The following is a 23,420-nucleotide window of genomic DNA, read 5'->3' as shown; positions in this document are numbered from 1 at the left end:
ACCTATCGCGGGGGTAGGCGGGGCGGCGTTGCACCCTGGGCGGCGCTAGAGCCGCTAGGCGTATTCGGCGGGCGCGAACAGCGTTCCTTCGGCGATCAATCGCTCGATGTCCGCTGCGGTCAGGCCGAGCAGGTCGCGGCAGACCTGCCGGGTGTGCTCGCCGGGCAGGGGCGCCGGGCGCTGTGGCGCGGGCGGGATGTGCCGAAACGGCGCCGGGCCTGTCTCGGCGGGCAGCGGACGCTGGATCAGCGGATGCACCAACTCCTGCAGCACGTTGCGCTCGAGCAGTTGTGGGTCGGTGAGGAGGTCCGGTGGGCGGTTCATCGGACCGGCCGCTACACCGGCGGCTTGCAAGAGGGTGGCGGCTTGCACCGGAGTGCGCGCCTGCGTCCAGGTCGACACCAGGGCGACCAGGTCGCGACGGTGGGCGACCCGCGCTGCACCGGTGGCAAAGCGTGCGTCCGCCGCCCACCGCGGCTCGTCGAAAACGTTTGTGGCTGCCCGCCATTCGTCGTCGGACCGGATCGAGATGACGCACCATTCGTCGTCACCCGCGCACGGGTAGACGGCGTGCACGCTGGTGTCGGCGCGAATGTCATCAGTGCCACCGGCCCGCGCGGCCTCGGTAACGAACAACGTGTCCAACTGATTGACGACCGCTTCGGCTTGGGAGACATGGACATTGGCGCCGGCGCCGCTGCGGTCCCGACGTATCAATGCCGCCAATGCCCCGATCGCGGTGATCCGACCGACGACGTGGTCGGGGAAGATCGTCGTCGCGTCGTAGAAGGCGTGGCGGGCTGCCTTGGTGGGCGCTTCGTCTGATGTCCAGAGCCGGGTCACGCCGGTGGCGGCCCGAACCAGTGGCCCGTAGCCGAGCCGATTGGTCCAGGGCCCGTGGTGGCCGTACGCGCTGCTGCCGGCGAGCACGATGCGGGGATTGAGGGCGTGCAGCGTCTCGTAGGAAAAGCCAAGTGCAGTAAGGGTTCCTGGCTTGAAGTTGGCGAACACCGCATCGGCTGCGGTGACCAGGCGAGCGAAGATCTTCTTGCCTTCGTCGCTGCGCAGATTCAGCCCTAGACCTAACTGGTTGCGGTGCGTGCGGGCGAACGACTCACTCATCGCGTCCCCGACGCGGGCCTGCCGCAGACCGTCCGGGTACTCGGCACTTTCGATTTTGATGACCTCGGCGCCCATGTCGCCGAACAACCGGCCGACCTCCCCTCCAGCGACGATGATGCCAAGGTCGAGGATGCGCAGCCCATGTAGTGGATAGCCGCTGGCCGTGCTCGGATGCGGCGCCGGGGCCGACTGACCGCGCCACGCCGCTTCGTCGTGGCCCGGCGCGGGGGCCGCATGACGCAAGCCGCAGCGTTGCCCGTCGACGACGAAATATCCGGTCGGCGCGGCCGTGTTGACGTGGGGTGCGATCTCGACGTCGGTGCTGGCGCCCACCGCCGTGAAATGTTCGGAGGTCAAGATCCGCGACGGCTTCAAGACCGCCGCGATCGGAACTCCGCGGGCCTGGCCGGCGACCACCAGGTCCTTCATCGTCTGGTCGGCGAACAACCTCTCGACCAAGCCGCTGATCTGCGGCCAGGCCGCCAGACGTTCGCCGATGAGTTCGTACTTGGGATCCTGGAACTGCTGCGGCTCCCCCAGCCAGCCGCGCAGCGCGCGCCACTGCCGGGGCGCCATGACGCACAGCCGGACGTAGCCGTCGCGGCATGAATAGATCGGGTAGGCGTCCTGATTCTGTGGGCGTCCCCGCCAAGGCTCGGTGCCGGTGGAGCCGGCCGCGACCTGACCGTGCGCCCCGAACGGCGGATCCAGGGCCATGACGACCGCGTCGAATCTGGAGAAGTCGACGAAGTCGCCTGTGCCACAACGAATCCGGTGGTAGTACGCCAGAAGGACCGCCCACGTGGCTTGGACAGCCGCGGTCGCCGACGCAATGCCCTCCGGAAGCAGCACCGGAGTCCCGCTGCTGGGACCTGACCGCGACAGTGCGCCTGACATCGCATATAAGACCGGATCGGTGGCGCGCCAGGACGACCGTGGGCCGGTGAGGCCGAAGTCGGCGACCGACAACACCACCAGGTGTTCATAGCGATCTGCCAGTTCGGTGCACGACGTCCCAAACGCCTCGGCCTGCCCGGGATTGCCGCAATCCACCACGATGTCGGCGGTTGCGACAAGGTCGAAGAACCGCCGGCGATCGTGTTCGCTGCCGGGATCCAGCACGGCACTGCGTTTGTTCGCGTTGTGCAGGGCGAACGCGATGCTGGACCCGTCGACGGTCGGTAGCGCGGCACGGGCGGCACAGCCGTGGGCGGGTTCGATCTTCAGGACGTCGGCACCAAGATCGGCAAGCAGCCGCGTCACCGAATCGGCGTCGCCGCAGGACAAGTCGAGCACGCGGACGCCGTCAAGCAACCCGTCGGTCATGGGGCCACCGTAGTCGTCGCGGCTCCGCAGTCCCCCGAAGTGGCCGCCTCGAGCAGCATGCGAGGTGACTCAGACCGGCGTGCATCGATACCGCAGTTCTTCCACGGGCGCGCCGCCGTAACTGCCCAACCGCCGCGTCCCGTCGAACGCCCAGCCGTCACGTTCGTAGAACCATCGCGCGCGGTCGTTGCCGGCCAGTACCCACAGCGACGCTCCGGCGACACCCAAGGCCCGCATCCGCTGCCGGGCGGCGCCCATCAGCGCACGCCCCACTCCCCGGCCCAGATAATCCGGGTCGACGTAAAGGGCCATCAGCTCACCATGATTCGGCAGTTCATCGGAAAGACCGGTGGTAGCCAGGCCGCAGATGACCGAGCCGTCGACCGCGACGACGGTGGACGGCAACCGGACACCGACGCGACCAAAGGTGTACCGGCTGGCCCACGCGGCGGGTGTCAGGCTGTCGAGATAGTCCTGCGCGATCAGTCCCCGATAGGCCCACTGCCAGGACCGGACGTGGACCGCTGCTACTGCCAGCGCGTCCTCGGCCTGGGCGGGCCGAACGTGCGTCACCTGTGCAGTATGGCTGGATCCGCGGCAGGGCTCAGAACGTGTGGTTGAGTGGCGGGCGGACGCGATAGCTGTGGAGAGGTTGGCGGACGATGAGCGAAGGCGACCTCGACGTCCTGGTGATCGGCGCGGGACTGGCCGGACTGCGGTGTGCGAGTGTGCTGGCCGCCGCAGGGCGCGAGGTCGGCGTGTGGGAGGCCGGCGACGACGTAGGCGGGCGGATCCGCACCGATGTGATCGATGGCTTCCGCTGCGACCGGGGGTTTCAGGTGCTCAACCCCGCCTACCCCGAACTCGGACGCGCCGTCGACATCGCCGCCCTTGACCTGCAGGCCTTCGGCGCGGGTGTCGCAGTGCGGCGAGAGCAGGGTCACGCGGTGCTGGTGCATCCACTGCGCGAACCCGCGCGGGTCCCGAAGATGATCGCTGCGCGCGCGATCGGCCCCCGCGAAGCGCTGGCGCTGGCGCGGTGGGCAGCACCGGCACTGCGACCCCGCCGGCTCAAGACGAGTGGTCGCGACGAGACGTTGCGACAGGCGCTGGATCGCTGCGGTGTGCGCGGGCTACCCCGTCGCGTGGTCGACCGATTCCTGGCCGGCGTGCTGCTCGAGGACAACGGGGCCACGTCCAACGCGTTCAGTCTGTTGCTGGCCCGCTCTTTCGTGTTGGGAGTCCCCGGTCTGCCGGCTCAGGGCATGCGGGCGCTGCCGCGCCAACTTGCTGAGCCGCTCGCGGGCCGCATCGCGCTCAACCGCAAAGTGACCCGCGTCGAGCGGGACGGGCAGGGCTGGATGGTGCGGGGTGACGACAGTGTCGTCAGCGCCAGAGACGTGGTGGTGGCGGCCGACCCGGCACACGCGGCCGCGCTGACCGGTCAGCCGGTGCCTCGCACTCACGGGGTGGTCACCGACTGGTGGGCGGTGAGCGAGGTGCCCTCGCCGTACTCGATGCTCTGGGTGGACGGCCGGGTCAAGCCGCGAGGGCCGGTGCTGAACACCGCGGTCATCAGCGCCGCCGTCCCGAGCTATGCACCGCCGGGCCGCCATTTGATCAGCGCGTCGGCGCTGTTGGCCGAAGATGGTGCCGAACCGCCGGAGACGGTGACGCGACGCCACGCCGCAGACATCCTGGGCGGCGACGGTCACGGCTGGGAACTGGTGACTCGACACGTCATTCGCCACGCGCTGCCGGCTCAGCCGCCGCCGTTGCGCGTCCGGCGGTCAGTCCGCGTCGGTGACGGCTTGTGGTGGTGCGGTGATCATCGCGACACCGCCTCCATCCAGGGCGCCCTGGTCAGCGGACGGCGTACTGCCGAGGCGTTGCTCAACGAGCGCCGCGTGCCCGGATAACCGGGCGCAGCCGCGGCCGGCTTGTTGCACTGAACGGCGACGAGTGTTGTGCTTACTCGAGTTGACACCCGTCAAGTCTTTGGGGAAGGACGGCAATGGCAGACAAGCACGCGCAATTCCTGGGCCTGAAAGTCCGCGGCAAGGTCGTCGTCATCACCGGCGGGGCGCGGGGTATCGGGTTGGCGACCGCAACCGCGCTGCACCGGTTGGGCGCCAAGGTGGCCATCGGTGACATCGACGAGGCGACGGTGAAGGAAGCCGGCGCGGACCTCGGGCTCGACGTGTACGGCCGACTCGACGTCACCGATCGGGAGTCGTTCACCGAATTCCTCGACCAAGTGGAGCGCCAACTGGGCCCGATCGACGTGCTGGTCAACAACGCGGGCATCATGCCCGTCGGCCGGATCATCGACGAACCGGACGCGGTGACCCGACGCATCCTGGACATCAACGTCTACGGCGTCATCCTGGGCAGCAAACTGGCCGTCGAGCGGATGGTGCCCCGCCGGCGCGGACACGTCATCAACGTCGCGTCGCTGGCCGGGGAGATCTATGCGATAGGCCTGGCGACCTACTGCGCCAGTAAGCACGCGGTGGTCGCCTTCACCGACTCCGCGCGGTTGGAATACCGCTCGGCCGGGGTGAAGTTCTCGATGGTCCTGCCGTCGTTCGCCAACACCGAACTGGTCGCCGGCACTTCGGGCATCAAGGGTTTCAAGAACGCCGAACCATCCGACATCGCCGACGCCATCGTCGGGCTCATCGCGCGGCCCAAGCCGCGGGTGCGGATCACCAAAGCGGCCGGCGCCATGGTCGTTTCGCAGAAGTTCATGCCTCGTCCGTTTGCCGAGGGATTGAACCGGATACTCGGCGGCGAACACGTTTTCACCGATGATGTCGATGTCGCCAAGCGCAGGGCCTACGAGTCGCGCGCCCGCGGCGAAGGGGAGTAACCCGGTCTTCATGAGCTCAGCATCCACCACCGTGTCCGCGACCCTTTCCCACGACGAACTCGCCGTGATCGACGCCTATTGGCGGGCGGCCAACTATCTTTCGGTCGGCCAGATCTACCTGCTGGACAACCCGTTGCTGACCGAACCGCTGTCCCCCGAGCACGTCAAACCCAGGTTGCTGGGGCACTGGGGCACCACACCAGGGCTCAACCTCATCTACGCCCACCTGAACCGAGTCATCCGCAACCGCGACGCCAACGTCATCTACGTGACCGGGCCGGGCCACGGCGGTCCAGGGCTGGTCGCCAACGCCTATCTCGAAGGCACCTACAGCGAGGTGTACACCGGGATCGAGGAGAACGCCGAAGGGCTGCGCAAGCTGTTCCGGCAGTTCTCCTTCCCCGGCGGCATCCCCAGCCATGTCGCGGCGCAGACCCCGGGATCTATTCATGAGGGCGGCGAACTGGGTTACGCCCTGGTACACGCTTACGGCGCGGCGTTCGACAACCCCGACCTCGTGGTCGCCTGCGTGATCGGTGACGGCGAGGCCGAGACCGGCCCGCTGGCGACCAGCTGGCACTCCAACAAGTTCCTCAACCCGGCCGTCGACGGCGCGGTGCTGCCCATCCTGCACCTCAACGGCTACAAGATCGCCAACCCCACCGTGCTGGCGCGCATCCCGCACACCGAACTCGAGTCGCTGCTGCGCGGGTACGGCTATCGCCCCATCACGGTCGACGGCGACGACCCCGCCGCCGTCCACCAGCAACTGGCCGCCGCCCTGGACGACGCGTTCGATGACATCGCGTCCATCCAGCAAGCCGCACGCGGCGGTGAGCAGACCGACCGCCCGGTCTGGCCGATGATTGTCCTGCGCACCCCCAAGGGCTGGACCGGTCCCAAAGAGGTCGACGGTAAGCGGGTGGAGGGCACCTGGCGCTCCCACCAGGTGCCGCTGGCCGCCACGCACGAAAACCCCGAGCACCGTAAGCAGCTCGAGCAGTGGCTGCGCAGCTACCGCCCCGAGGAGCTCTTCGACCAGGACGGCGCCCTACGGCCGGAGCTGAAGGCCGCCGCCCCCACCGGCGACCGGCGGATGAGTGCCAACCCGCACGCCAATGGCGGGCTGCTGCTGCACGACCTGGACCTTCCGGACTTCCGCGACTACGCGGTCGACGTCGAGCAGCCCGGAGCGAAGATGCACGAAGCCACCCGAGTGTTGGGAGCCTTCCTGCGCGACGTCATCAAACGCAACCCCGACCGGTTCCGCTTGATGGGACCCGACGAGACCGCGTCCAACCGGTTGGATGCGGTGTTCGGTGCGACCGACCGGGTCTGGGTGTCCGAACTCGAGGACGACGACGACCACCTCGGGCCCGATGGGCGGGTGATGGAGGTGCTGTCCGAGCACCTCTGCCAGGGCTGGCTGGAAGGCTACCTGCTGACCGGTCGGCACGGCTTGTTCAACTGCTACGAGGCCTTCGTCCACATCATCGACTCGATGCTCAACCAACACGCGAAGTGGTTGGGCACTTGCCTGGAACTGCCCTGGCGACAACCGATCGCGTCGCTCAACTACCTGCTGAGCTCGCACGTGTGGCGTCAAGACCACAACGGCGCGTCGCACCAAGACCCCGGCTTCATCGACCTGGTGGCCAACAAGCGCGCCGAGCTGACCCGCGTCTACCTGCCGCCGGACGGCAACACCTTGCTGTCGGTGGCCGATCACTGCCTGCGCAGCCGCAACTACATCAACGTCATCGTGGCCGGCAAGCAACCTGCCCTGGCCTACCTCGATGCCGAGGAAGCGATTGCCCACTGCACCCGCGGTCTGGGCATCTGGCAGTGGGCCAGCACCGCCACCGGGGATCCGGACGTGGTGCTGGCCTGCGCCGGTGACATTCCCACGCAGGAAACGTTGGCCGCGGCCGACATCTTGCGTCGGGAGCTGCCGGACCTGGCCGTTCGGGTGATCAACGTCGTCGACCTGATGCGGCTGCAGCCCGATTCCGAGCACCCGCACGGGCTGCCGGATCGCGAATACGACGCGCTGTTCACCCAGGACAAGCCGGTCATCTTCGCCTACCACGGCTATCCGTGGCTGATTCACCGGCTCACCTATCGCCGCGCCGGACACGACCACATGCACGTGCGCGGGTTCAAGGAGCGCGGCACCACTACGACGCCGTTCGACATGGTCATGCTCAACGATCTGGACCGCTTCCATCTGGTGATGGACGTCATCGACCGGGTGGAAGAGCTGGGCAGCCGGGCGGCGGTCCTGCGCCAGCGGATGGCCGACGCGCGCATCGCGGCGCGGCGCTACACCCGCGAGCACGGGGAGGATGACCCACAGATCAGCGGGTGGACCTGGGAGTCGAGCGAGCGGAATGAACGTAGTGAGTGACGGGAGCGAGACGACCGATTGGACCTGGGGAGTCGAGCGACTGACGTCGGCACGGCTAACCTGTGCGGGTGGCAAAAGTGCTGTCGGTCAACCTGGCGCGGTTCCGCGAGAACCCCGATCCGCGCCGGAAGGCGAAGATGACGGGCATCGACAAAGTGCCCGCGACCGGCGCGGTGTTGGTGCGACCGCCCGGGCCGATGCGCGGCGGGCTGGGCAGTGGACTCGTCGGCGACAGCATCGGCAATCAGAAGCTGCACGGCGGGGACGACCAAGCCGTGTACGCCTATGCCCGCGAAGACCTCGACGCGTGGGAAACGCAGCTCGGGCGCACCCTGACCGACGGCATGTTCGGTGAGAACCTGACCACATCCGGGATTGATGTCACCAACGCGCGCATCGGGGAACGCTGGCGGGTTGGCAGCGACGGTGTGCTGTTGGAAGTGTCGGCCCCCCGCACCCCGTGTCGGACGTTTTCGGCATTCCTGAACCTCAGCCAGTGGATCAAGACCTTCACTCAAGCAGGCAAACCCGGCGCCTACTTTCGCGTGCTCTCACCGGGAACGGTGCAAGCCGGTGACCCGATCACCGTCGACTATCGGCCCGACCATGACGTGACTATCGCGTTGGTGTTCCGCGCCCGCATGCAAGAGCCGGAACTGCTTCCCCGGCTGCTGGTTGCCGACGCCTTGTCCGCCGAGATGAAAGGCTATGCGCGCCGTCGGCTGGCGTCGACCGAAGGCTGAGTCACTCCTGTGCTGGCTCGGCGCAGGTAAACTCGCGTCAATGTCTGACCACGCCGCGACCGACGTAGCTGCCGTCGACCCGCTGGTGTCTCTGCTCTCGGCGCTGCACCGGTTCCGGGTGCAGGTCGATGTCGCCGTCGTCGTGGTCGTGCTGGTGCTCACCAATCTGATTGCGCACTTCACCACGCCTTGGGCGAGTTTCGCGACCGTGCCCGCCGCAGCGATCGGGCTGGTGGTTCTGGTTCGTTGCAACGGCCTGGGGTGGTCAGATCTCGGGTTGGGCCGCGAAGATTGGAAGTCCGGCTTCGGGTACGCGCTGGCGGCCATGGCCGTAGTCGTGTCGGTGATCGCTGTCGCCGTAGCGCTGCCGATGACCCGGCCGATGTTTCTCAACAACCACTACGCCACCATTTCGGGGGCGCTGATCGCTTCGATGGTCATCATCCCGCTGCAGACTGTCATCCCCGAAGAGCTGGCGTTTCGCGGTGTGCTGCATGGTGCGCTGAACCGGGCGTGGGGCTTTCGTGCTGTCGCGGTCGCGGGGTCGCTGCTGTTCGGTCTGTGGCACGTCGCGACGTCGCTGGGCCTGACGAGCAATAACGTCGGTTTCACGCGGCTGTTCGGGGGCGGCATCTTCGGCATGCTGGCCGGAGTCACCCTGGCCGTATTGGCCACCGGGGCAGCCGGTTTCGTATTCAGCTGGCTACGGCGGCGCAGCGGCAGCCTGATCGCGCCGATTGCGCTGCACTGGTCGCTCAACGGGATGGGTGCCCTGGCCGCCGCGCTGGTCTGGCACCTGTCCTAAATCGCCTACACGAGCAACACTGCTGCTCCGGCGATGCGGCCACTGCTCAGATCGGTCAGTGCGCGATCGGCTTCTGTCAGCGGGTATTCCGGCGTGGTGACCTGAATGTGGTGTTGCGCCGCGAAGTCGAGAAACGCGCGCGCGTCCGCCCGCGTGTTGGAGGTGACCGACCGCACCTGGCGCTCCTGAAACAGGTGACGCTGGTAGTTGAGCGCCGGAATATCGGTCAGGTGGATACCCGCGATCGCCAGGGTCCCGCCGCGATCGAGGGCCTCGAGGGCGGGCGGCACCAGGTCGCCCACCGGTGCGAACAGTATCGCGGCGTCCAGCGGCACGGGCGGCGGGTCTGCGGCTCCTTGCGCCGAGGCCGCGCCGAGCTCCAACGCCAATTCCCGAGCACGCTCCCCACGCGTCATCACGTGCACCTCGGCGCCCTGGGCTAAAGCCACCTGCGCGGTGATGTGGGCACTGCCGCCGAATCCGTACAGCCCCAGTCGGCCGCCGGGCGGCAACTCGGCGCGCAGCAGCGAGCGGTATCCGATGATGCCGGCACACAGCAGCGGCGCGAGCTCGGTGTCGCTGTAACCGCTGGGCAGATGATGCGCGTAAGCGGCTGGGACCGTGGTGAATTCGGCGTAACCGCCGTCGGCGTCCCAACCGGTGTAGCGAGAGTTCGGGCAAAGATTCTCGGCGCCGCGGCGGCAGTACTTGCACAGCCCGCACGTGTGGCGCAGCCACGCCACACCGACTCGGTCCCCCACAACGAAGTCGTCGCCCGCTTCGGCGCCCACCTCGACGACTTCCCCGACCACCTCGTGGCCGGGTGTCACCCGGTCGCGGTGTACGGGCAGGTCGCCTTCTGTGACGTGCAGGTCGGTCCGGCATACCCCGCACGCGCGGACGGCGACCAGCAGATCGGACGGTCCGGGCCGCGGCACTTCGGTGGTAACTCGTTGCAGCGGGCCGGTTTTCATCGGACCCGGTTGGCGAACCTGCCAAGCGGTCATGGTGGTCGTCGCTGACGCCATTACCCCATCATGCCGCTGCCGGTCGCGAACCGTCCGATCCGCTGGGCCGGTAACGCGGGTACTACAAGGTGCGCGTGCGGGAGGTGGCGAACTTGTAGATCAGCAACAGGATCACCGCACCAACCAGGGCCCCCAGGAAGGAGTGCTCGATCGGCGGGGTGATGGTGAATTTGTGCGGCGGGAACACCACGCTTCCCAAAGTGCCGCCGACGTAGGCGCCTGCGATGCCCAGCAAGGCGGTGGCGATCCAGCCCATGGGCTGCCTACCTGGAACGATGAGTCGCGCAATCAAGCCGACGACGAGCCCGATGACGATTAGCCAGATGATGTGCAGGATCATGACCAGCTCCTTGGTATTGACTTGTAGCAGGGTGCGACAGGTATACCCGGAGCCGACGCCGTCTATTGCATCATCAAAGTAACGATTTCCTAACCCGTTGGGTGACGTCCGCGGCCGTCGCGGCCGCGACGCGAACCTCCGCCTAGGTCGAAGTCGTGATGCGTGGTGACACGGCGCCAGGCACCGTCTCACCTGCCGGCGCCTGCGCCGGAGCCTGGGCGGGAGCCGGTGCCGCAGGGGCGGCCGGTGCCGCCGGCGCGGGTGCGGCCGGAGCCGCGGGAGCCGCCGGAGCCGCCGGCGCGGGTGCAGCCGGTGCCGGCGCTGCCGGAGCGGGCGCGGCGGGCGCCGGGGCGGGTGCTTGGTCGCCGGGGGCCGGTGCGGGCGCGGCCGGCGCGGTCCACGGGCGAATCGACTCCGCCAGCGTCTTGGCCGCGTTCTTGTCGACCGGGTTGTTCGCCGTTCCGAGCCACACGACGAACCAACGTTGCGGCGGCCCGGTGGTGGTGGTTCCGGCCGGTGGCGTGCCCACCACACCCGTCCAGATCTGACCGTTGGGCTTGGTGGTGTCGCTGAACTTCACCTCGTAGTACGAGGCGCTGCCCGACAGCCCATTGGCGCTGAGCGGCGTCGCCTCTTGGTTCACGCGCGTGCCCGGGTACGGCATGAAGAACTCACCCATGTCCGATCCCAACCGCACCGCAGCCTTCGGGTTGGTCGTCTCGGCGCTGGCGTACAGCTTCGCGTCCAGCCGTCCCAGCACGATCCGGGTGTCATTGGCGACCGGCGGGGCCTGCCCGGGCGATGGCGGCTCGCCCGCCGTCTTACTCAGCAGTGCCGATCCGTAGTCCAGGTGGGACGCGTCGGACTCCACCCAACCGGCAGGCACGACATAACTGAATCCGCCCACGGCGTTGGTGACGCGCCCCGGCTCAGGGGCATTCGGGTCCGCCACCACTGGCTGCGGGGCGTTCGGATCGGCCGGTGCGGGCACCGCGCCCGGGTCGCCCGGGGCCGCGTTGGGCGCCGCGGGTGCTGGTGATGCCGGATTGTTCACTTGCGCCGGCGCGGGGTTCGCCGGGGCGGGGTTCGCCGGGGCGTTCGACGGAGGCGACGCAGCGCCCGGACTGGGCGGCGGCGCCGGTTCGGGATCTGCGCTCGCGGTTGCCGGCAAAGCGACGGCGATGACGCTGGCACCGGTCGCCGCGGTGATGGCCAGCGTTGCCCACAGCCCTTTGCGGCGTGGCGTGTTCGGGTGCACCTGATGCATGGCGACGAACCTACCCTGTTAGCGCGGCGAAGCAAGGATGCCCAGCCGGTGTCTGGCCAGTTGATTACTAGCGGGTCTGCGTCACGAGGAATTGTGGCGCTGCACAGCCGCATGCAGCCGAACCTCCTGCGCCTTAACGCTGAACCACACGCGCGCGCCCGGGGTCAGCCGCAACTCCGCCGCGGCGTCGGCGGTGATGGTGGCGGCCAGCCCGGGCGCACCGTCGGGTTGGTCGTGTCCGCGCACCACGACGGCAGACCCGCGGGTGCCCAATTCGACGACAACCACCTCGACGCTGTTGCGGGGGCTGCCATGCGGTGGCTGGGGGTAGACCGACACCGCGGCAGGCGCGAATACGGCCACCGCCTCCTGGCCGTTGCTGAGCGCCTCGTCAGCAACGCCATACCAGCGCTGCCCCGACGGATCCCGCAAGCTGCCGTCGTCGTCGATCGATCCGCTGACCAGGTTGACGCCCGCGACCCGAGCCCCGAAGTGGCTGCGTGGCGCGGCCAGCACCGCTGCGACCGAGCCGGTCTCAGCGACCCGGCCAGACTCGAGCACCACTACGCGATCGGCCAGCGTGAGCACATCCACCAAGTCGTGGGTGATCATGACGACCGCGCAACCGCTGCCGGCCACGACGTCGCGCAGCACCGCTCGAATCCCGGCGGCAGCGGCCACATCCAATCCGGTCAGCGGCTCGTCGAGCAGTAACGCCTGGGGTTGGGCCGCCAACGCGCGGGCGATGGCCACGCGCTGCGCCTGCCCGCCCGACAACTGGCGCGGCTTGCGCTCGGCCAACTCCGCAGCGTCCACTTCCCGCAGCCACCGCAGCGCCGCTTCCCTGGCCGGCGCGCGGCCGGGCCGAAACCAGCCGTGGCGGCTGCGTAGCCCGAACGCCACGTTGGCGGCCACGCTGAGATGCGGGAACAGCAGCGGATCTTGGAGCAGCAAGCCGACTCGGCGGTCATGAGTGGCGACCTCTATCCCGGCGGCGGTGTCGGTGAGAATCCGGTCCCCCAGCCGCACCAGACCCACATCGGGGCGCACCAGCCCGGCGATGACATGCAGCGCGGTCGACTTGCCCGCCCCGTTGGGGCCGAGAACCGCCAATACCTCGCCGGCGGATACCGAGAAGCCGACGTCCAGACCGCGGTCGGCGACGACGGCGCGCAGCTGCAACTCGGTCATCGCCGGCTACCTCGGGTCCGCCGCGGCGAGCCGGCGCGCACCCAGGCCCAACACCACCAGCGCCGCCACCACCACCAGCACAATCGACAGGGCCACCGCGGCAGCCGGGTCATCGACGCGCTGCAGATAAATCTCCAGTGGAAGGGTGCGGGTGACGCCCTCCCGGGAGCCGGCAAACGTCAGCGTCGCACCGAACTCCCCCAGCGACCGGGCGAACGCCAATATCGCTCCGGACGCCATACCGGGCAACAACAGCGGCAGGGTGACCCGCCACCAGACGGTGCTGGGCCGCGCGCCGAGCGTCGCCGCCACGACCTCGTAGTCAGCGCCGGCACTGCGCGCGGCGCCTTCCAGCGAGATCACCAAGAAGGGCAGTGACACGAAGGTCTGCGCCAGCACGACCGCCGTCGTGCTGAACGCGATGCTGACACCGGCACCCTCCAGATACCGCCCGATGAGTCCCAGCCGGCCGAAGGCGTACAGCAGCGCTATGCCGCCCACCACCGGCGGCAGCACCAAAGGCAGCAGGATCACCGGCCGGATCACTCGTGTCAGCCGGGGGCCGCCGCGGGCCAAGACCAACGCCATCGGCACGCCGAACCCCACGCACAGCGCGGTACTGGCCGCGGCGGTCTTGAGGCTGAGCAACAGCGCCGTCAGGGAGGAGTGGCTGGTGACCAACCACCAGAACCGCGGCCAGTCGACTTTCCCGGCGATCGCCACGAGCGGTAACGCCACGAAGACGATGCCGGCCGCGGCGGGCAGATAAACCCAACGGGGTAGCTCGGTCGGCCGGTGCACAGCAGCTCGTCAGGGCCTTGCGAAACCGGCCTGGTCGAGGATCTGCTGCCCCGACTCGGCGCCGACCCCGGCCACGAACTTCCCCGCCAGCGCGGCGTGCGGCGCGTTCTTCAGCACCGCGATGGGATAGACGTTCACCGCGCCGGCGGCTTCCGGGAATCCGACCGTGGTGACGTTGTTCGCGGCGCTGCGCGCGTCGGTGACATAGACCAGCGCCGCATCGGCTTGGCCGGTGGTCACCTTGTTGAGCACGTCGCTGACGCTGGGTTCCTCGCTGACTGGGTTGAGGCGAGTGCCCGTGGCGTCTTCGACGCGGTGCGCGGCCGATCCGCAGGGCACCGGCCGTTGGCAGATGACCACACTGAGGCCGGGCCGGCCGAGGTCGGCGAAGGACGCGATGTGCTTCGGGTTGCCGGGGGCGGTGACAATCACCAGCGTGTTCGACGCGAAATTCGTCGGCGCACCGGCAAGCAGCCCGGCTTTGGTGACGACATCCATCTGCGCGGTGTCCGCCGAGGCGAAGACGTCGGCGGTAGCGCCCTGGGTCAATTGCGTCGCCAACTCCGAAGAGCCCGCGAAGTCGAACTCCACGTCCGTGCCCGGATTGTCGGCTTTGAAGCGCTCACCGATCTGGGTGAACGCCGATCTGAGCGAAGCGGCAGCGAACACCACCAGCCGGGTATGCGGTGCGGAGGTCGAGTCGCACCCACCTGCCACCACGACGCAGACCAGCGCCGCAGCGGCCAAACCGGCCCGGACCCCGATTCGACGCACTGATTCAACCTACGTGTCCACGCCGTCGATGACCCGCAGAGGGCGCGCGGCCGAATAGTTATGCAATTGCCCCGCGAGTCGCCGCGGCGGCAATTTCGCCGGATAGCTACTGTCCAGTAACATCAGCAGGGATTGACGCCGTAACACGCGGAGATCCCGGGCGCGTGTGGTGCGCTGGTGCAGTGCCAGGGTCTGGGTTCAGCGTTGAACACGAGGAGGCATGGCCGTGGAGGTTGTGGTCACCGGTGCCGATACCGACCTGGGACGCACCGTCGCCGAGGGCTTTCGCGACGACGGCCACAAGGTCACCCTCGTAGGCGCCCGCCGCGCCGAACTGGAAGTCGTCGCCAAGGAACTCGACGCCGACGCCATCGTCTGCGACACCACCGACGCGGCGAGCCTGCAGGACGCCCGCGCGTTGTTCCCGCACCACTTGGACACCATCGTCAACGTGCCCGCGGCCGCCACGGATGCCGGTGACCCGCGTACCTATTCGCTGTCCGACACCGCTACCGCCTGGCGCCGGTCGCTCGACGCAACGGTGCTTTCCGCGGTGCTCACCGTCCAGTGCGTGGGTGACCACCTCCGCTCCGGCGGATCCATCATCAGCGTGGTCGCCGAGAACCCTCCGTCCGGCAGCGTCGACGCCGCGATCAAGGCCGCGCTGTCCAACTGGGTCGCCGGGCAGGCCGAGATCTACGGCACCCGTGGCATCACGGTCAACACGGTCGCCTGCGGGCGCAGCGCCCAGCCCGGCTACGAGGGCTTGTCCCGCACGCCGGCACCGGTCGCGGCGGAGATCGCGCGGCTCTCGCGGTTTTTGACTACGCCCGCAGCGCGCCACATCACCGGCCAGACCTTGCACGTCAGCCACGGTGCGTTGACGCATTTCGCCTGAGCATCCCGGATAACCCAGCCGAACGCTACGGTGAGTACCGTGGCCATCAAGCTGGGGTTTCAGATTCCGAAATTCTCCTTCGGAACCGGTGTGGAAAAGCTCTTCCCGTCCGTCATCGCGCAGGCTCAAGAGGCTGAATCAGCGGGATATGACTCGGTTTTCGTGATGGACCACTTCTATCAGCTGCCCATGCTGGGAGCGCCCGACGAACCGATGCTCGAGGCGTACACCGCGCTGGGCGCGCTGGCCACCGCCACCGAACGCGTGCAGTTGGGCACGCTGGTGACCGGCAACACATACCGCAACCCGGCCCTGCTGGCCAAGATCATCACCACCTTGGACGTCGTCAGTGCGGGCCGGGCCATCCTGGGCATCGGAGCCGGGTGGTATGAGCTCGAACACCGCCAACTTGGCTTCGAATTCGGCACTTTCACCGATCGGTTCCATCGGCTCGAAGAGGCCCTTCAGATCATCAAGCCGATGATCGACGGTGAGCGGCCTAGCTTTTCGGGCGACTGGTACACCACGGAGTCGGCGGTGGCCGAGCCGGTTACCGCGATCACATCCCCGTATTGATCGGCGGCGGCGGTGAGAAGAAGACGTTCGCGATCGCTGCGCGCAACGCCGACCATCTCAACATCGTCGCGTCACTGGACGACCTGCCGCGCAAGATGAAGGCGATGGCGGCGCGGTGCGAAGAAGCCGGCCGCGACCCGTCGACACTGGAAACCAGTGTCATGCTCACGGTCCGGATCGACGAAAGCCTCAGTCCACAAAGGCTTCCCGAGCAGGTCAGCGGTCGCATGGTGGTCGGTAGCCCGGCGCAGATTGCCGAGCAAGTGCAAGCCAAGGTGCTCGACGCTGGAGTCGGCGGAGTCATCATCAACCTGTCCTCGCATGGCTTCGCCCCGGGGGTCATCACCACGGCTGCAGAAGCACTGCGACCGCTGCTGGGTGTTTAACGCCACAAAAGCGCGCGGCCCGCGGTGTGGCTGATTACACACCCGTGCGCCTGGGTATCTGGGTGAGGCTTGACTACCCTGGATTTAGGGTGAGTAGCTAACTAAAGGCGCCCGCCGAGGAGCCCCGTCAGGAGCAGAGGCACATGAGTCCCCAGCAGGAAATCACAGCTGAGCCGCGCCGTAGGCATCGCGTCGTCATCATCGGCTCTGGGTTCGGCGGGCTGAACGCGGCAAAGAAACTCAAGCATGCCGACGTCGACATCAAGCTGATCGCCCGGACCACCCATCACCTGTTCCAACCGTTGCTGTACCAGGTGGCCACCGGCATCATCTCCGAAGGCGAGATCGCCCCGCCCACCCGCGTCGTGCTGCGCAAGCAGCGCAACGTCCAGGTGCTGCTGGGCAATGTCACCCACATCGACCTGGCCAGGCAATGCGTCGTCTCTGAGTTGCTGGGCCACACCTACGAAACGCCTTACGACAGCTTGATCGTCGCGGCCGGCGCCGGACAGTCGTACTTCGGCAACGATCATTTCGCCGAATTCGCCCCGGGCATGAAGTCGATCGACGATGCACTGGAGTTGCGCGGCCGGATCCTGAGCGCCTTCGAACAAGCCGAGCGGTCAAGCGATCCGGAACGACGCAAGAAACTGCTCACCTTCACCGTCGTCGGTGCCGGCCCAACCGGCGTCGAAATGGCCGGGCAGATCGCGGAATTGGCCGAGTACACGCTCAAAGGCGCGTTCCGGCACATCGATTCGACCAAGGCGCGGGTCATCCTGCTCGATGCCGCGCCTGCGGTGCTGCCCCCAATGGGCGAAAAGCTCGGCGAGCGAGCCGCCGCGCGGTTGAAGAAGTTGGGCGTCGAGATCCAACTCGGCGCGATGGTGACCGACGTGGACCGCAACGGCATCACCGTCAAGGACGCCGACGGCACCGAGCGGCGCATCGAATCGGCCTGCAAGGTCTGGTCGGCCGGGGTGTCGGCCAGCCGGCTGGGACGCGACCTGGCCGAGCAGTCCGACGCCGAGCTCGACCGGGCCGGCCGGGTGAAAGTGCTTCCGGACCTTTCGATCCCGGGACACCCGAATGTGTTCGTCATCGGTGACATGGCCGCCGTCGAAGGCGTGCCCGGCGTCGCCCAAGGCGCCATCCAGGGCGCCAAGTACGTCGCCAACAACATCAAGGCCGAACTCGACGGGGCGGACCCGACGGCACGAGAGCCGTTCCAGTACTTCGACAAAGGCTCGATGGCAACCGTGTCGCGCTTCTCTGCGGTGGCCAAGATCGGTCCACTGGAGTTCAGCGGCTTCATCGCCTGGCTGATGTGGCTGGTCCTGCACCTGGTGTACCTGATCGGTTTCAAGACCAAGATCACCACGCTGCTGTCGTGGACGGTGACGTTCCTGAGCACCCGGCGCGGCCAGCTGACCATCACCGATCAGCAGGCATTCGCCCGCACCCGTTTGGAACAACTCGCCGAATTGGCCGCGGAAGCCCAACAGTCGGAAACGGTGACCAGGAAGGCCAGCTAGCCGCTGTCGCCATCGCGCCGATTGCGTTGCGGCGCAGCCGGATTCAGCTGGAGCGGGACTCGAGATTCTGTAGTCGCACCTGACCGCGGGCGACCAGCCGCTCGGCATCATCGGTGATCGTGACCAGCCACAGCTGTTGACGTCGACCGCGATGCACGGGTTCGGCGTTCCCGTACACCGTCCCGGACTTGATGGCGCGCAGGAAATCGGTGTTGTTGTTCACCCCGACGACCTCGCCGCCGCCGTTCGACGCCAGCCAGGTGAAGGCAGCCACGCTGGCCATGCTCTCGATCATCGAGCAGTACACGCCGCCGTGCACGAGTCCCATGGGCTGCAACAGCTTCGGCTTGACCTCCAACTGCGCTCGCGCACCGTCGGGGCTGAGCTCGGTGAAAGTCAGACCCAGCTCGGCGTCGAACGGCGCAGTGAAATTCGGCGGGATGGCCGACGGCAGCGTGGACGGATCTGACGGGCTTGGCACGTCCTCGTGTCTACACCATCGACACCTCGCGCCCTAACCGGAGAAGCAGGCGAGCCCCGCGCACGGGGCACGGGGCTCGCCGATCGAGTAGGCCGGGGGTCACTGCAGCCCTCAGGACCTCTACGCGGCCATTTCTACGCTCGACCACGATCAGCATAGGCAAGGCTGCCCTAATTTCGCAAGCGTCGGATGCGCTATGTTTCATACGTGTCGGAGCATTCGATCCGCGTGGCGGACACCGGTGAGGACGATCCCATCTCGCGCCCACGCGGCCGGTCCTGCAGCACTCGCAAAGAGACTTGTTCGGCCTTGCGTACGACAGCCGGTAGTAAGTCGGAGTACGCTGGCGTCAACCCTGATGGAGAAGAACGGACTATGTCCAAGCTGACGCGGCTCGGGGATCTGGAACGCGCCGTGATGGATCACCTGTGGTCCACGCCCGAGCCTCAAACAGTGCGCCAGGTGCACGAAGCGTTGTCCACGCGACGCGACCTGGCCTACACCACCGTGATGACCGTGCTGCAACGGTTGGCCAAGAAGAATCTGGTCTCGCAGATCCGCGACGACCGGGCCCACCGCTACGCACCCGTGCACGGCCGCGACGAACTGGTCGCCGGCCTGATGGTTGACGCGCTGGCGCAAGCCGAGGACTTCGGGAGCAGACAGGCCGCGCTCGTGCACTTCGTCGAGCGGGTGAACCCCGACGAGGCGGACGCCCTGCGGCGTGCCCTCGCCGAATTGGAGACGACTCACCGCACTTCGCCATCTGGTGGCGCATCGGCGGCCGACTGAGGGAGACTTGCAGCGTGTCCGCGCTGGCCTTCACCATGCTCGCGGTGCTGCTGGCTGGCCCGGTGCCAGCCCTCTTGGCACGAGCGACGTGGCCGTTGCGCGCACCCCGGGCGGCGATGGTGTTGTGGCAGGCCGTCGCGCTGGCGGCGGTGCTGTCGGCGTTCAGCGCCGGTATCGCGATCGCCAGCCGGGTACTGATGCCCGGTCCCGACGGCCGACCCACCGCCAGCATCATCGAAGCCGAAGGCCGGCTCGGCTGGGCGCTATGGGCGGCCTACCTGGCTGTCTTCGCGCTGACCGTGCTCATCGGCATCCGGTTGGTCGCCGCGGTGGTGCGAGTGGCCATCGCGACACGACGGCGACGGGCCCACCACCGCATGGTGGTCGATCTGGTGGGCGTCGACCGCGACACCCCCCTGGCCGAAGCCTGCGCCTGGACCCGTGACCTGCGCATCCTCGACGTTGCGCAGCCGCTGGCCTATTGTCTGCCCGGCGTGCGCAGCCGGGTCGTGGTCAGCGAGGGCACGCTCAAAACCTTGGCCGACGACGAAGTCGCGGCCATCCTCACCCACGAGCGGGCGCATCTGCGCGCCCGGCATGACCTGGTGCTCGAAGCGTTCACCGCCGTTCACGCCGCCTTCCCGCGGCTGGTGCGCAGCGCCAACGCCCTGGGCGCGGTGCAACTGCTCGTCGAACTGCTAGCCGACGACGCGGCGGTGCGTGCCGCCGGTCGCACTCCCCTGGCCCGGGCACTGGTGGCCTGCGCGTCGGGCCGGCCCCCGTCGTGCGCGCTGGCGGCCGGCGGTCCCAGCACCGTGCTGAGGGTGCGTCGACTGTCCGGCCGCGGTAACAGCCCCCTGCTGGCAGCCGCCGCATACCTGGCCGCGGCCGCGGTACTCGTGGTGCCCACCATCGCGCTGGCCGTACCGTGGCTCACCGAACTGCACCGGCTGTTCGCCAGGTAAAGACCGAGTAAGCACCATGGAGGACCACGCGTCCGCTGTGCAACAGTGTGTCGGAAAGCTCGTCGAAAGAGTTGCCCAACCGGGAGGCAGGACATGAGTTCGTCGGATACCCACACTGATTCCACGACCGGCACCGCACAGATCGGCGTCACCGGCCTGGCCGTGATGGGTTCGAACATCGCCCGCAACTTCGCGCACCACGGCTACACCGTGGCCCTGCACAATCGATCCGTCGCCAAGACCGACGCCCTGCTCGAAGAGCACGGAGACGAGGGCAAATTCGTGCGCACCGAGACCATCGAAGAATTCCTCGACGCGCTGGAAAAGCCGCGCCGAGTGCTCATCATGGTCAAAGCCGGCGACCCCACCGATGCCGTCATCGAGCAACTCGCCGACGCCATGGAAGAAGGCGACATCATCATCGACGGGGGCAACGCCCTCTACACCGACACCATCCGGCGCGAGAAGGCCATGCGTGAGCGCGGGCTGCACTTCGTCGGCGCAGGCATCTCCGGCGGTGAAGAGGGCGCGCTGAACGGACCGTCGATCATGCCGGGCGGGCCCGCCGAGTCGTACGAGTCGCTGGGGCCGCTGCTCGAGGAGATCTCCGCCCATGTCGACGGCGTGCCGTGCTGCACCCACATCGGGCCCGACGGCGCCGGCCACTTCGTCAAGATGGTCCACAACGGCATCGAATACTCCGACATGCAACTCATCGGCGAGGCGTACCAACTGCTGCGCGACGGCCTGGGGAAGACGGCCGAGGAGATCGCCGACGTCTTCGACGAATGGAACTCCGGTGACCTGGACAGCTTCCTGGTCGAAATCACCGCGCAGGTGCTGCGCCAGACCGATGCCAAGACCGGCAAGCCGCTCGTCGACGTCATCCTCGACGAGGCCGAGCAGAAGGGCACGGGCCGCTGGACGGTGAAGTCGGCGCTGGACCTGGGCGTGCCGGTGACCGGTATCGCCGAAGCGGTGTTCGCTCGCGCGCTGTCGGGTTCGGTGGCCCAACGCAAGGCCACCACCGGACTGGCCTCCGGCGACCTCGGCCAAAAGCCCAGCGATGCAACACAATTCATCGAAGACGTCCGTCAAGCCCTATATGCGTCGAAGATCATCGCCTACGCCCAGGGGTTCAACCAGATCCAGGCCGGCAGCGCCGAGTACGACTGGGGTGTCACCCCGGGTGACCTGGCCACCATCTGGCGCGGCGGCTGCATCATCCGGGCGAAGTTCCTCAACCGCATCAAAGAGGCCTACGACGACGACCCCGAGCTGCCCACGCTGATCGTCGCCCCGTATTTCCGCAGTGCCATCGAGGCCGCGATCGACGGTTGGCGACGTGTTGTCGTAGCGGCCACTCAACTGGGTATCCCGATTCCCGGGTTCTCGTCGGCGCTGTCCTACTACGACGCGCTGCGCACCGAGCGGCTACCCGCCGCGCTGACCCAAGGGTTGCGCGACTTCTTCGGCGCGCACACCTACGGCCGCATCGACGAGGAGCCGAGCAAGAAGTTCCACACCCTGTGGAGCGGAGACCGAAGCGAAGTACCGGCTTAACGACCTACCTGGACATTCATGCAGTTTCTCAACGGGCACCGGCCCGCGCACGACCTGACCTACAACGACGTGTTCATCATGCCGAACCGCTCGGACGTGGCGTCGCGCTTCGACGTCGACCTGTCCACGCTCGACGGTTCGGGCACCACGATTCCGGTGGTGGTCGCGAACATGACCGCGGTGGCGGGCAGACGGATGGCCGAAACCGTGGCGCGCCGCGGCGGCATCGTCATCCTCCCGCAGGACCTGCCCATCCCGGCGGTGCAGCAGACGGTCGAGTTCGTCAAGAGCCGGGATCTGGTGCTCGATACCCCGGTGACGTTAGGACCCGACGACTCGGTCTCCGACGCGATCGCCCTGATCCACAAACGCGCTCACGGCGTCGCCGTCGTGCTCTTCGAGGGCCGGCCCATCGGTTTGGTGACCGAAGCGTCCTGGCTGGGCGTGGACCGCTTCACTCGGGTGCGCGACATCGCGCTCACCGATTTCGTGACCGCGCCGGTCGGCACCGAACCGCGCAAGATCTTCGACCTGCTCGAGCACGCCCCGGTCGATGTCGCCGTGCTGACCGCCGCCGACGGCACCCTGGCCGGGGTGTTGACCCGCACCGGGGCGCTGCGCGCCGGCATCTACACCCCCGCTACCGACAGCGCCGGGCGCCTGCGTATCGGGGCGGCCGTCGGCATCAACGGCGATGTCGGCGCCAAGGCCCGAGCCCTGGCCGAAGCCGGGGTTGACGTGCTGGTCATCGACACCGCCCACGGCCATCAGAGCAAGACCGTGGAAGCGATCGAGATCGTCGCATCCTTGGGGTTGGGTGTGCCACTGGCAGCGGGCAACGTGGTGTCGGCAGAGGGCACCCGGGATCTGCTGGAAGCCGGCGCCAGCATCGTCAAGGTCGGAGTAGGCCCGGGCGCCATGTGCACCACCCGGATGATGACCGGCGTCGGACGGCCGCAATTTTCCGCAGTGCTCGAATGCGCCTCTGCGGCAAGAGAGTTAGGCGGCCATGTGTGGGCGGACGGCGGCGTCCGGCACCCGCGCGACGTGGCGTTGGCGCTGGCGGCCGGCGCGTCGAACGTGATGATCGGGTCCTGGTTCGCCGGAACCTACGAGTCACCCGGGGACCTGATGCGTGACCGGGAAGACCAGCCGTACAAGGAGAGCTACGGCATGGCGTCCAAGCGGGCCGTCGTTGCGCGTACCGCCGCGGACAGTCCGTTCGACCGGGCCCGCAAGGCGCTGTTCGAGGAAGGGATCTCCACCTCACGTATGGGTCTGGATCCCAACCGCGGTGGCGTCGAGGACCTGATCGACCACATCATGTCCGGGGTGCGCAGCACCTGCACCTACATCGGCGCCTCGTCGCTGGCCGAGCTGCATGAGCGGGTCGTCATCGGCGTCCAATCCCCCGCCGGTTTCGCCGAAGGCCATCCCCTCCCCTCCGGCTGGTGATCAGTCCGCGCGGGCTGAGATCCGGTCGAACCCCTTCGCTACCATAGGAATTTCAATCCGCAGCGCAGTGCATGCGGAAGTCGAGGAAAGGGT

The 23,420-nt window shown here is 67.8% G+C and carries 20 protein-coding genes and 1 pseudogene; 12 read left to right on the top strand and 9 right to left on the bottom strand.

The features are described 5' to 3' along the window. Positions 1 to 54: 54 nt before the first annotated feature. Complete coding sequence (locus tag I2456_RS13525; protein ID WP_085074281.1) at positions 55 to 2,448, bottom strand: CaiB/BaiF CoA transferase family protein; 2,394 nt, start codon at positions 2,446 to 2,448, stop codon at positions 55 to 57. Between the two features lie 69 nt (positions 2,449 to 2,517). Then, entirely contained in the window at positions 2,518 to 3,021 is a 504-nt protein-coding gene (locus I2456_RS13520) for a GNAT family N-acetyltransferase (protein ID WP_085074282.1), read from the bottom strand. 89 nt (positions 3,022 to 3,110) lie between these two features. On the opposite strand from I2456_RS13520, the gene I2456_RS13515 reads away from it, so the two are divergent. The 5 genes from I2456_RS13515 (at position 3,111) to I2456_RS13495 (ending at position 9,275) form a co-directional block, all read left to right on the top strand. Further along, positions 3,111 to 4,367: an FAD-dependent oxidoreductase gene (locus I2456_RS13515; protein ID WP_085074283.1), complete on the top strand. Its 1,257-nt coding sequence runs from the start codon at positions 3,111 to 3,113 to the stop codon at positions 4,365 to 4,367. A gap of 95 nt (positions 4,368 to 4,462) precedes the next feature. Further along, on the top strand, positions 4,463 to 5,320 hold the full coding sequence (locus I2456_RS13510) for an SDR family oxidoreductase (RefSeq protein WP_085074284.1): 858 nt from the start codon (positions 4,463 to 4,465) through the stop codon (positions 5,318 to 5,320). Between the two features lie 10 nt (positions 5,321 to 5,330). Then, positions 5,331 to 7,727: a phosphoketolase family protein gene (locus tag I2456_RS13505; protein ID WP_085074285.1), complete on the top strand. Its 2,397-nt coding sequence runs from the start codon at positions 5,331 to 5,333 to the stop codon at positions 7,725 to 7,727. A gap of 77 nt (positions 7,728 to 7,804) precedes the next feature. After that, positions 7,805 to 8,470, top strand: coding sequence for an MOSC domain-containing protein (locus tag I2456_RS13500; protein WP_068156865.1), 666 nt, complete (start codon positions 7,805 to 7,807; stop codon positions 8,468 to 8,470). A gap of 40 nt (positions 8,471 to 8,510) precedes the next feature. Continuing rightward, the gene (locus I2456_RS13495) at positions 8,511 to 9,275 is read left to right on the top strand and encodes a CPBP family intramembrane glutamic endopeptidase (protein ID WP_085074341.1); all 765 of its coding nucleotides are present in this window, start codon (positions 8,511 to 8,513) and stop codon (positions 9,273 to 9,275) included. A gap of 5 nt (positions 9,276 to 9,280) precedes the next feature. Here the strand turns inward: I2456_RS13495 and I2456_RS13490 are convergent, their stop codons facing one another. The 6 genes from I2456_RS13490 to modA all read right to left on the bottom strand — a co-directional run bounded on the left by I2456_RS13490 (position 9,281) and on the right by modA (position 14,676). Further along, entirely contained in the window at positions 9,281 to 10,303 is a 1,023-nt protein-coding gene (locus I2456_RS13490; protein ID WP_085074286.1) for a zinc-binding alcohol dehydrogenase family protein, read from the bottom strand. A 61-nt stretch (positions 10,304 to 10,364) separates the two neighbouring features. Further along, positions 10,365 to 10,643 carry a GlsB/YeaQ/YmgE family stress response membrane protein gene (locus I2456_RS13485; RefSeq protein WP_067409356.1) on the bottom strand — a complete coding sequence of 93 codons (279 nt, stop codon included), beginning with the start codon at positions 10,641 to 10,643 and terminating at the stop codon, positions 10,365 to 10,367. A gap of 142 nt (positions 10,644 to 10,785) precedes the next feature. Next, a complete protein-coding gene (locus I2456_RS13480; protein ID WP_085074287.1) occupies positions 10,786 to 11,910 on the bottom strand; it encodes an alanine and proline-rich secreted protein Apa in 1,125 nt (374 codons plus the stop codon). A gap of 81 nt (positions 11,911 to 11,991) precedes the next feature. After that, positions 11,992 to 13,101: a sulfate/molybdate ABC transporter ATP-binding protein gene (locus I2456_RS13475; RefSeq protein WP_085074288.1), complete on the bottom strand. Its 1,110-nt coding sequence runs from the start codon at positions 13,099 to 13,101 to the stop codon at positions 11,992 to 11,994. Between the two features lie 6 nt (positions 13,102 to 13,107). Continuing rightward, entirely contained in the window at positions 13,108 to 13,902 is a 795-nt protein-coding gene (locus I2456_RS13470) for an ABC transporter permease (RefSeq protein WP_068156621.1), read from the bottom strand. Positions 13,903 to 13,911: 9 nt separating this feature from the next. Beyond that, positions 13,912 to 14,676, bottom strand: coding sequence for a molybdate ABC transporter substrate-binding protein (modA, locus tag I2456_RS13465; RefSeq protein ID WP_085074289.1), 765 nt, complete (start codon positions 14,674 to 14,676; stop codon positions 13,912 to 13,914). 220 nt (positions 14,677 to 14,896) lie between these two features. Here modA and I2456_RS13460 point away from each other — a divergent pair, with 220 nt between their 5' ends. From I2456_RS13460 to I2456_RS13450, 3 genes and pseudogenes are all read left to right on the top strand, one after another. Continuing rightward, positions 14,897 to 15,574, top strand: a complete 678-nt coding sequence (locus I2456_RS13460) for an SDR family oxidoreductase (RefSeq protein ID WP_085074290.1) — start codon at positions 14,897 to 14,899, stop codon at positions 15,572 to 15,574. Positions 15,575 to 15,613: 39 nt separating this feature from the next. After that, positions 15,614 to 16,536, top strand: a pseudogene (locus tag I2456_RS13455) (LLM class F420-dependent oxidoreductase). Between the two features lie 143 nt (positions 16,537 to 16,679). Continuing rightward, entirely contained in the window at positions 16,680 to 18,071 is a 1,392-nt protein-coding gene (locus tag I2456_RS13450; protein WP_068023669.1) for an NAD(P)/FAD-dependent oxidoreductase, read from the top strand. A gap of 43 nt (positions 18,072 to 18,114) precedes the next feature. Here the strand turns inward: I2456_RS13450 and I2456_RS13445 are convergent, their stop codons facing one another. Then, positions 18,115 to 18,552, bottom strand: coding sequence for a PaaI family thioesterase (locus tag I2456_RS13445; RefSeq protein ID WP_068023661.1), 438 nt, complete (start codon positions 18,550 to 18,552; stop codon positions 18,115 to 18,117). Between the two features lie 375 nt (positions 18,553 to 18,927). On the opposite strand from I2456_RS13445, the gene I2456_RS13440 reads away from it, so the two are divergent. The 4 genes from I2456_RS13440 to I2456_RS13425 all read left to right on the top strand — a co-directional run bounded on the left by I2456_RS13440 (position 18,928) and on the right by I2456_RS13425 (position 23,327). Beyond that, positions 18,928 to 19,344, top strand: coding sequence for a BlaI/MecI/CopY family transcriptional regulator (locus tag I2456_RS13440; RefSeq protein ID WP_085074291.1), 417 nt, complete (start codon positions 18,928 to 18,930; stop codon positions 19,342 to 19,344). A gap of 14 nt (positions 19,345 to 19,358) precedes the next feature. After that, positions 19,359 to 20,309 carry a M56 family metallopeptidase gene (locus I2456_RS13435; RefSeq protein ID WP_085074292.1) on the top strand — a complete coding sequence of 317 codons (951 nt, stop codon included), beginning with the start codon at positions 19,359 to 19,361 and terminating at the stop codon, positions 20,307 to 20,309. A gap of 93 nt (positions 20,310 to 20,402) precedes the next feature. Next, on the top strand, positions 20,403 to 21,872 hold the full coding sequence (gene gndA, locus I2456_RS13430; protein WP_068023652.1) for an NADP-dependent phosphogluconate dehydrogenase: 1,470 nt from the start codon (positions 20,403 to 20,405) through the stop codon (positions 21,870 to 21,872). Positions 21,873 to 21,890: 18 nt separating this feature from the next. After that, a complete protein-coding gene (locus tag I2456_RS13425; RefSeq protein ID WP_085074293.1) occupies positions 21,891 to 23,327 on the top strand; it encodes a GuaB1 family IMP dehydrogenase-related protein in 1,437 nt (478 codons plus the stop codon). The last annotated feature ends 93 nt before the right edge of the window (positions 23,328 to 23,420 follow it).

It is taken from the genome of Mycobacterium kubicae (genome assembly GCF_015689175.1).
GTDB classification, from domain to species: domain Bacteria; phylum Actinomycetota; class Actinomycetes; order Mycobacteriales; family Mycobacteriaceae; genus Mycobacterium; species Mycobacterium kubicae.
Note: the sequence above shows the minus strand (reverse complement) of the source record. Positions and strands in the feature narration are given on the sequence as shown.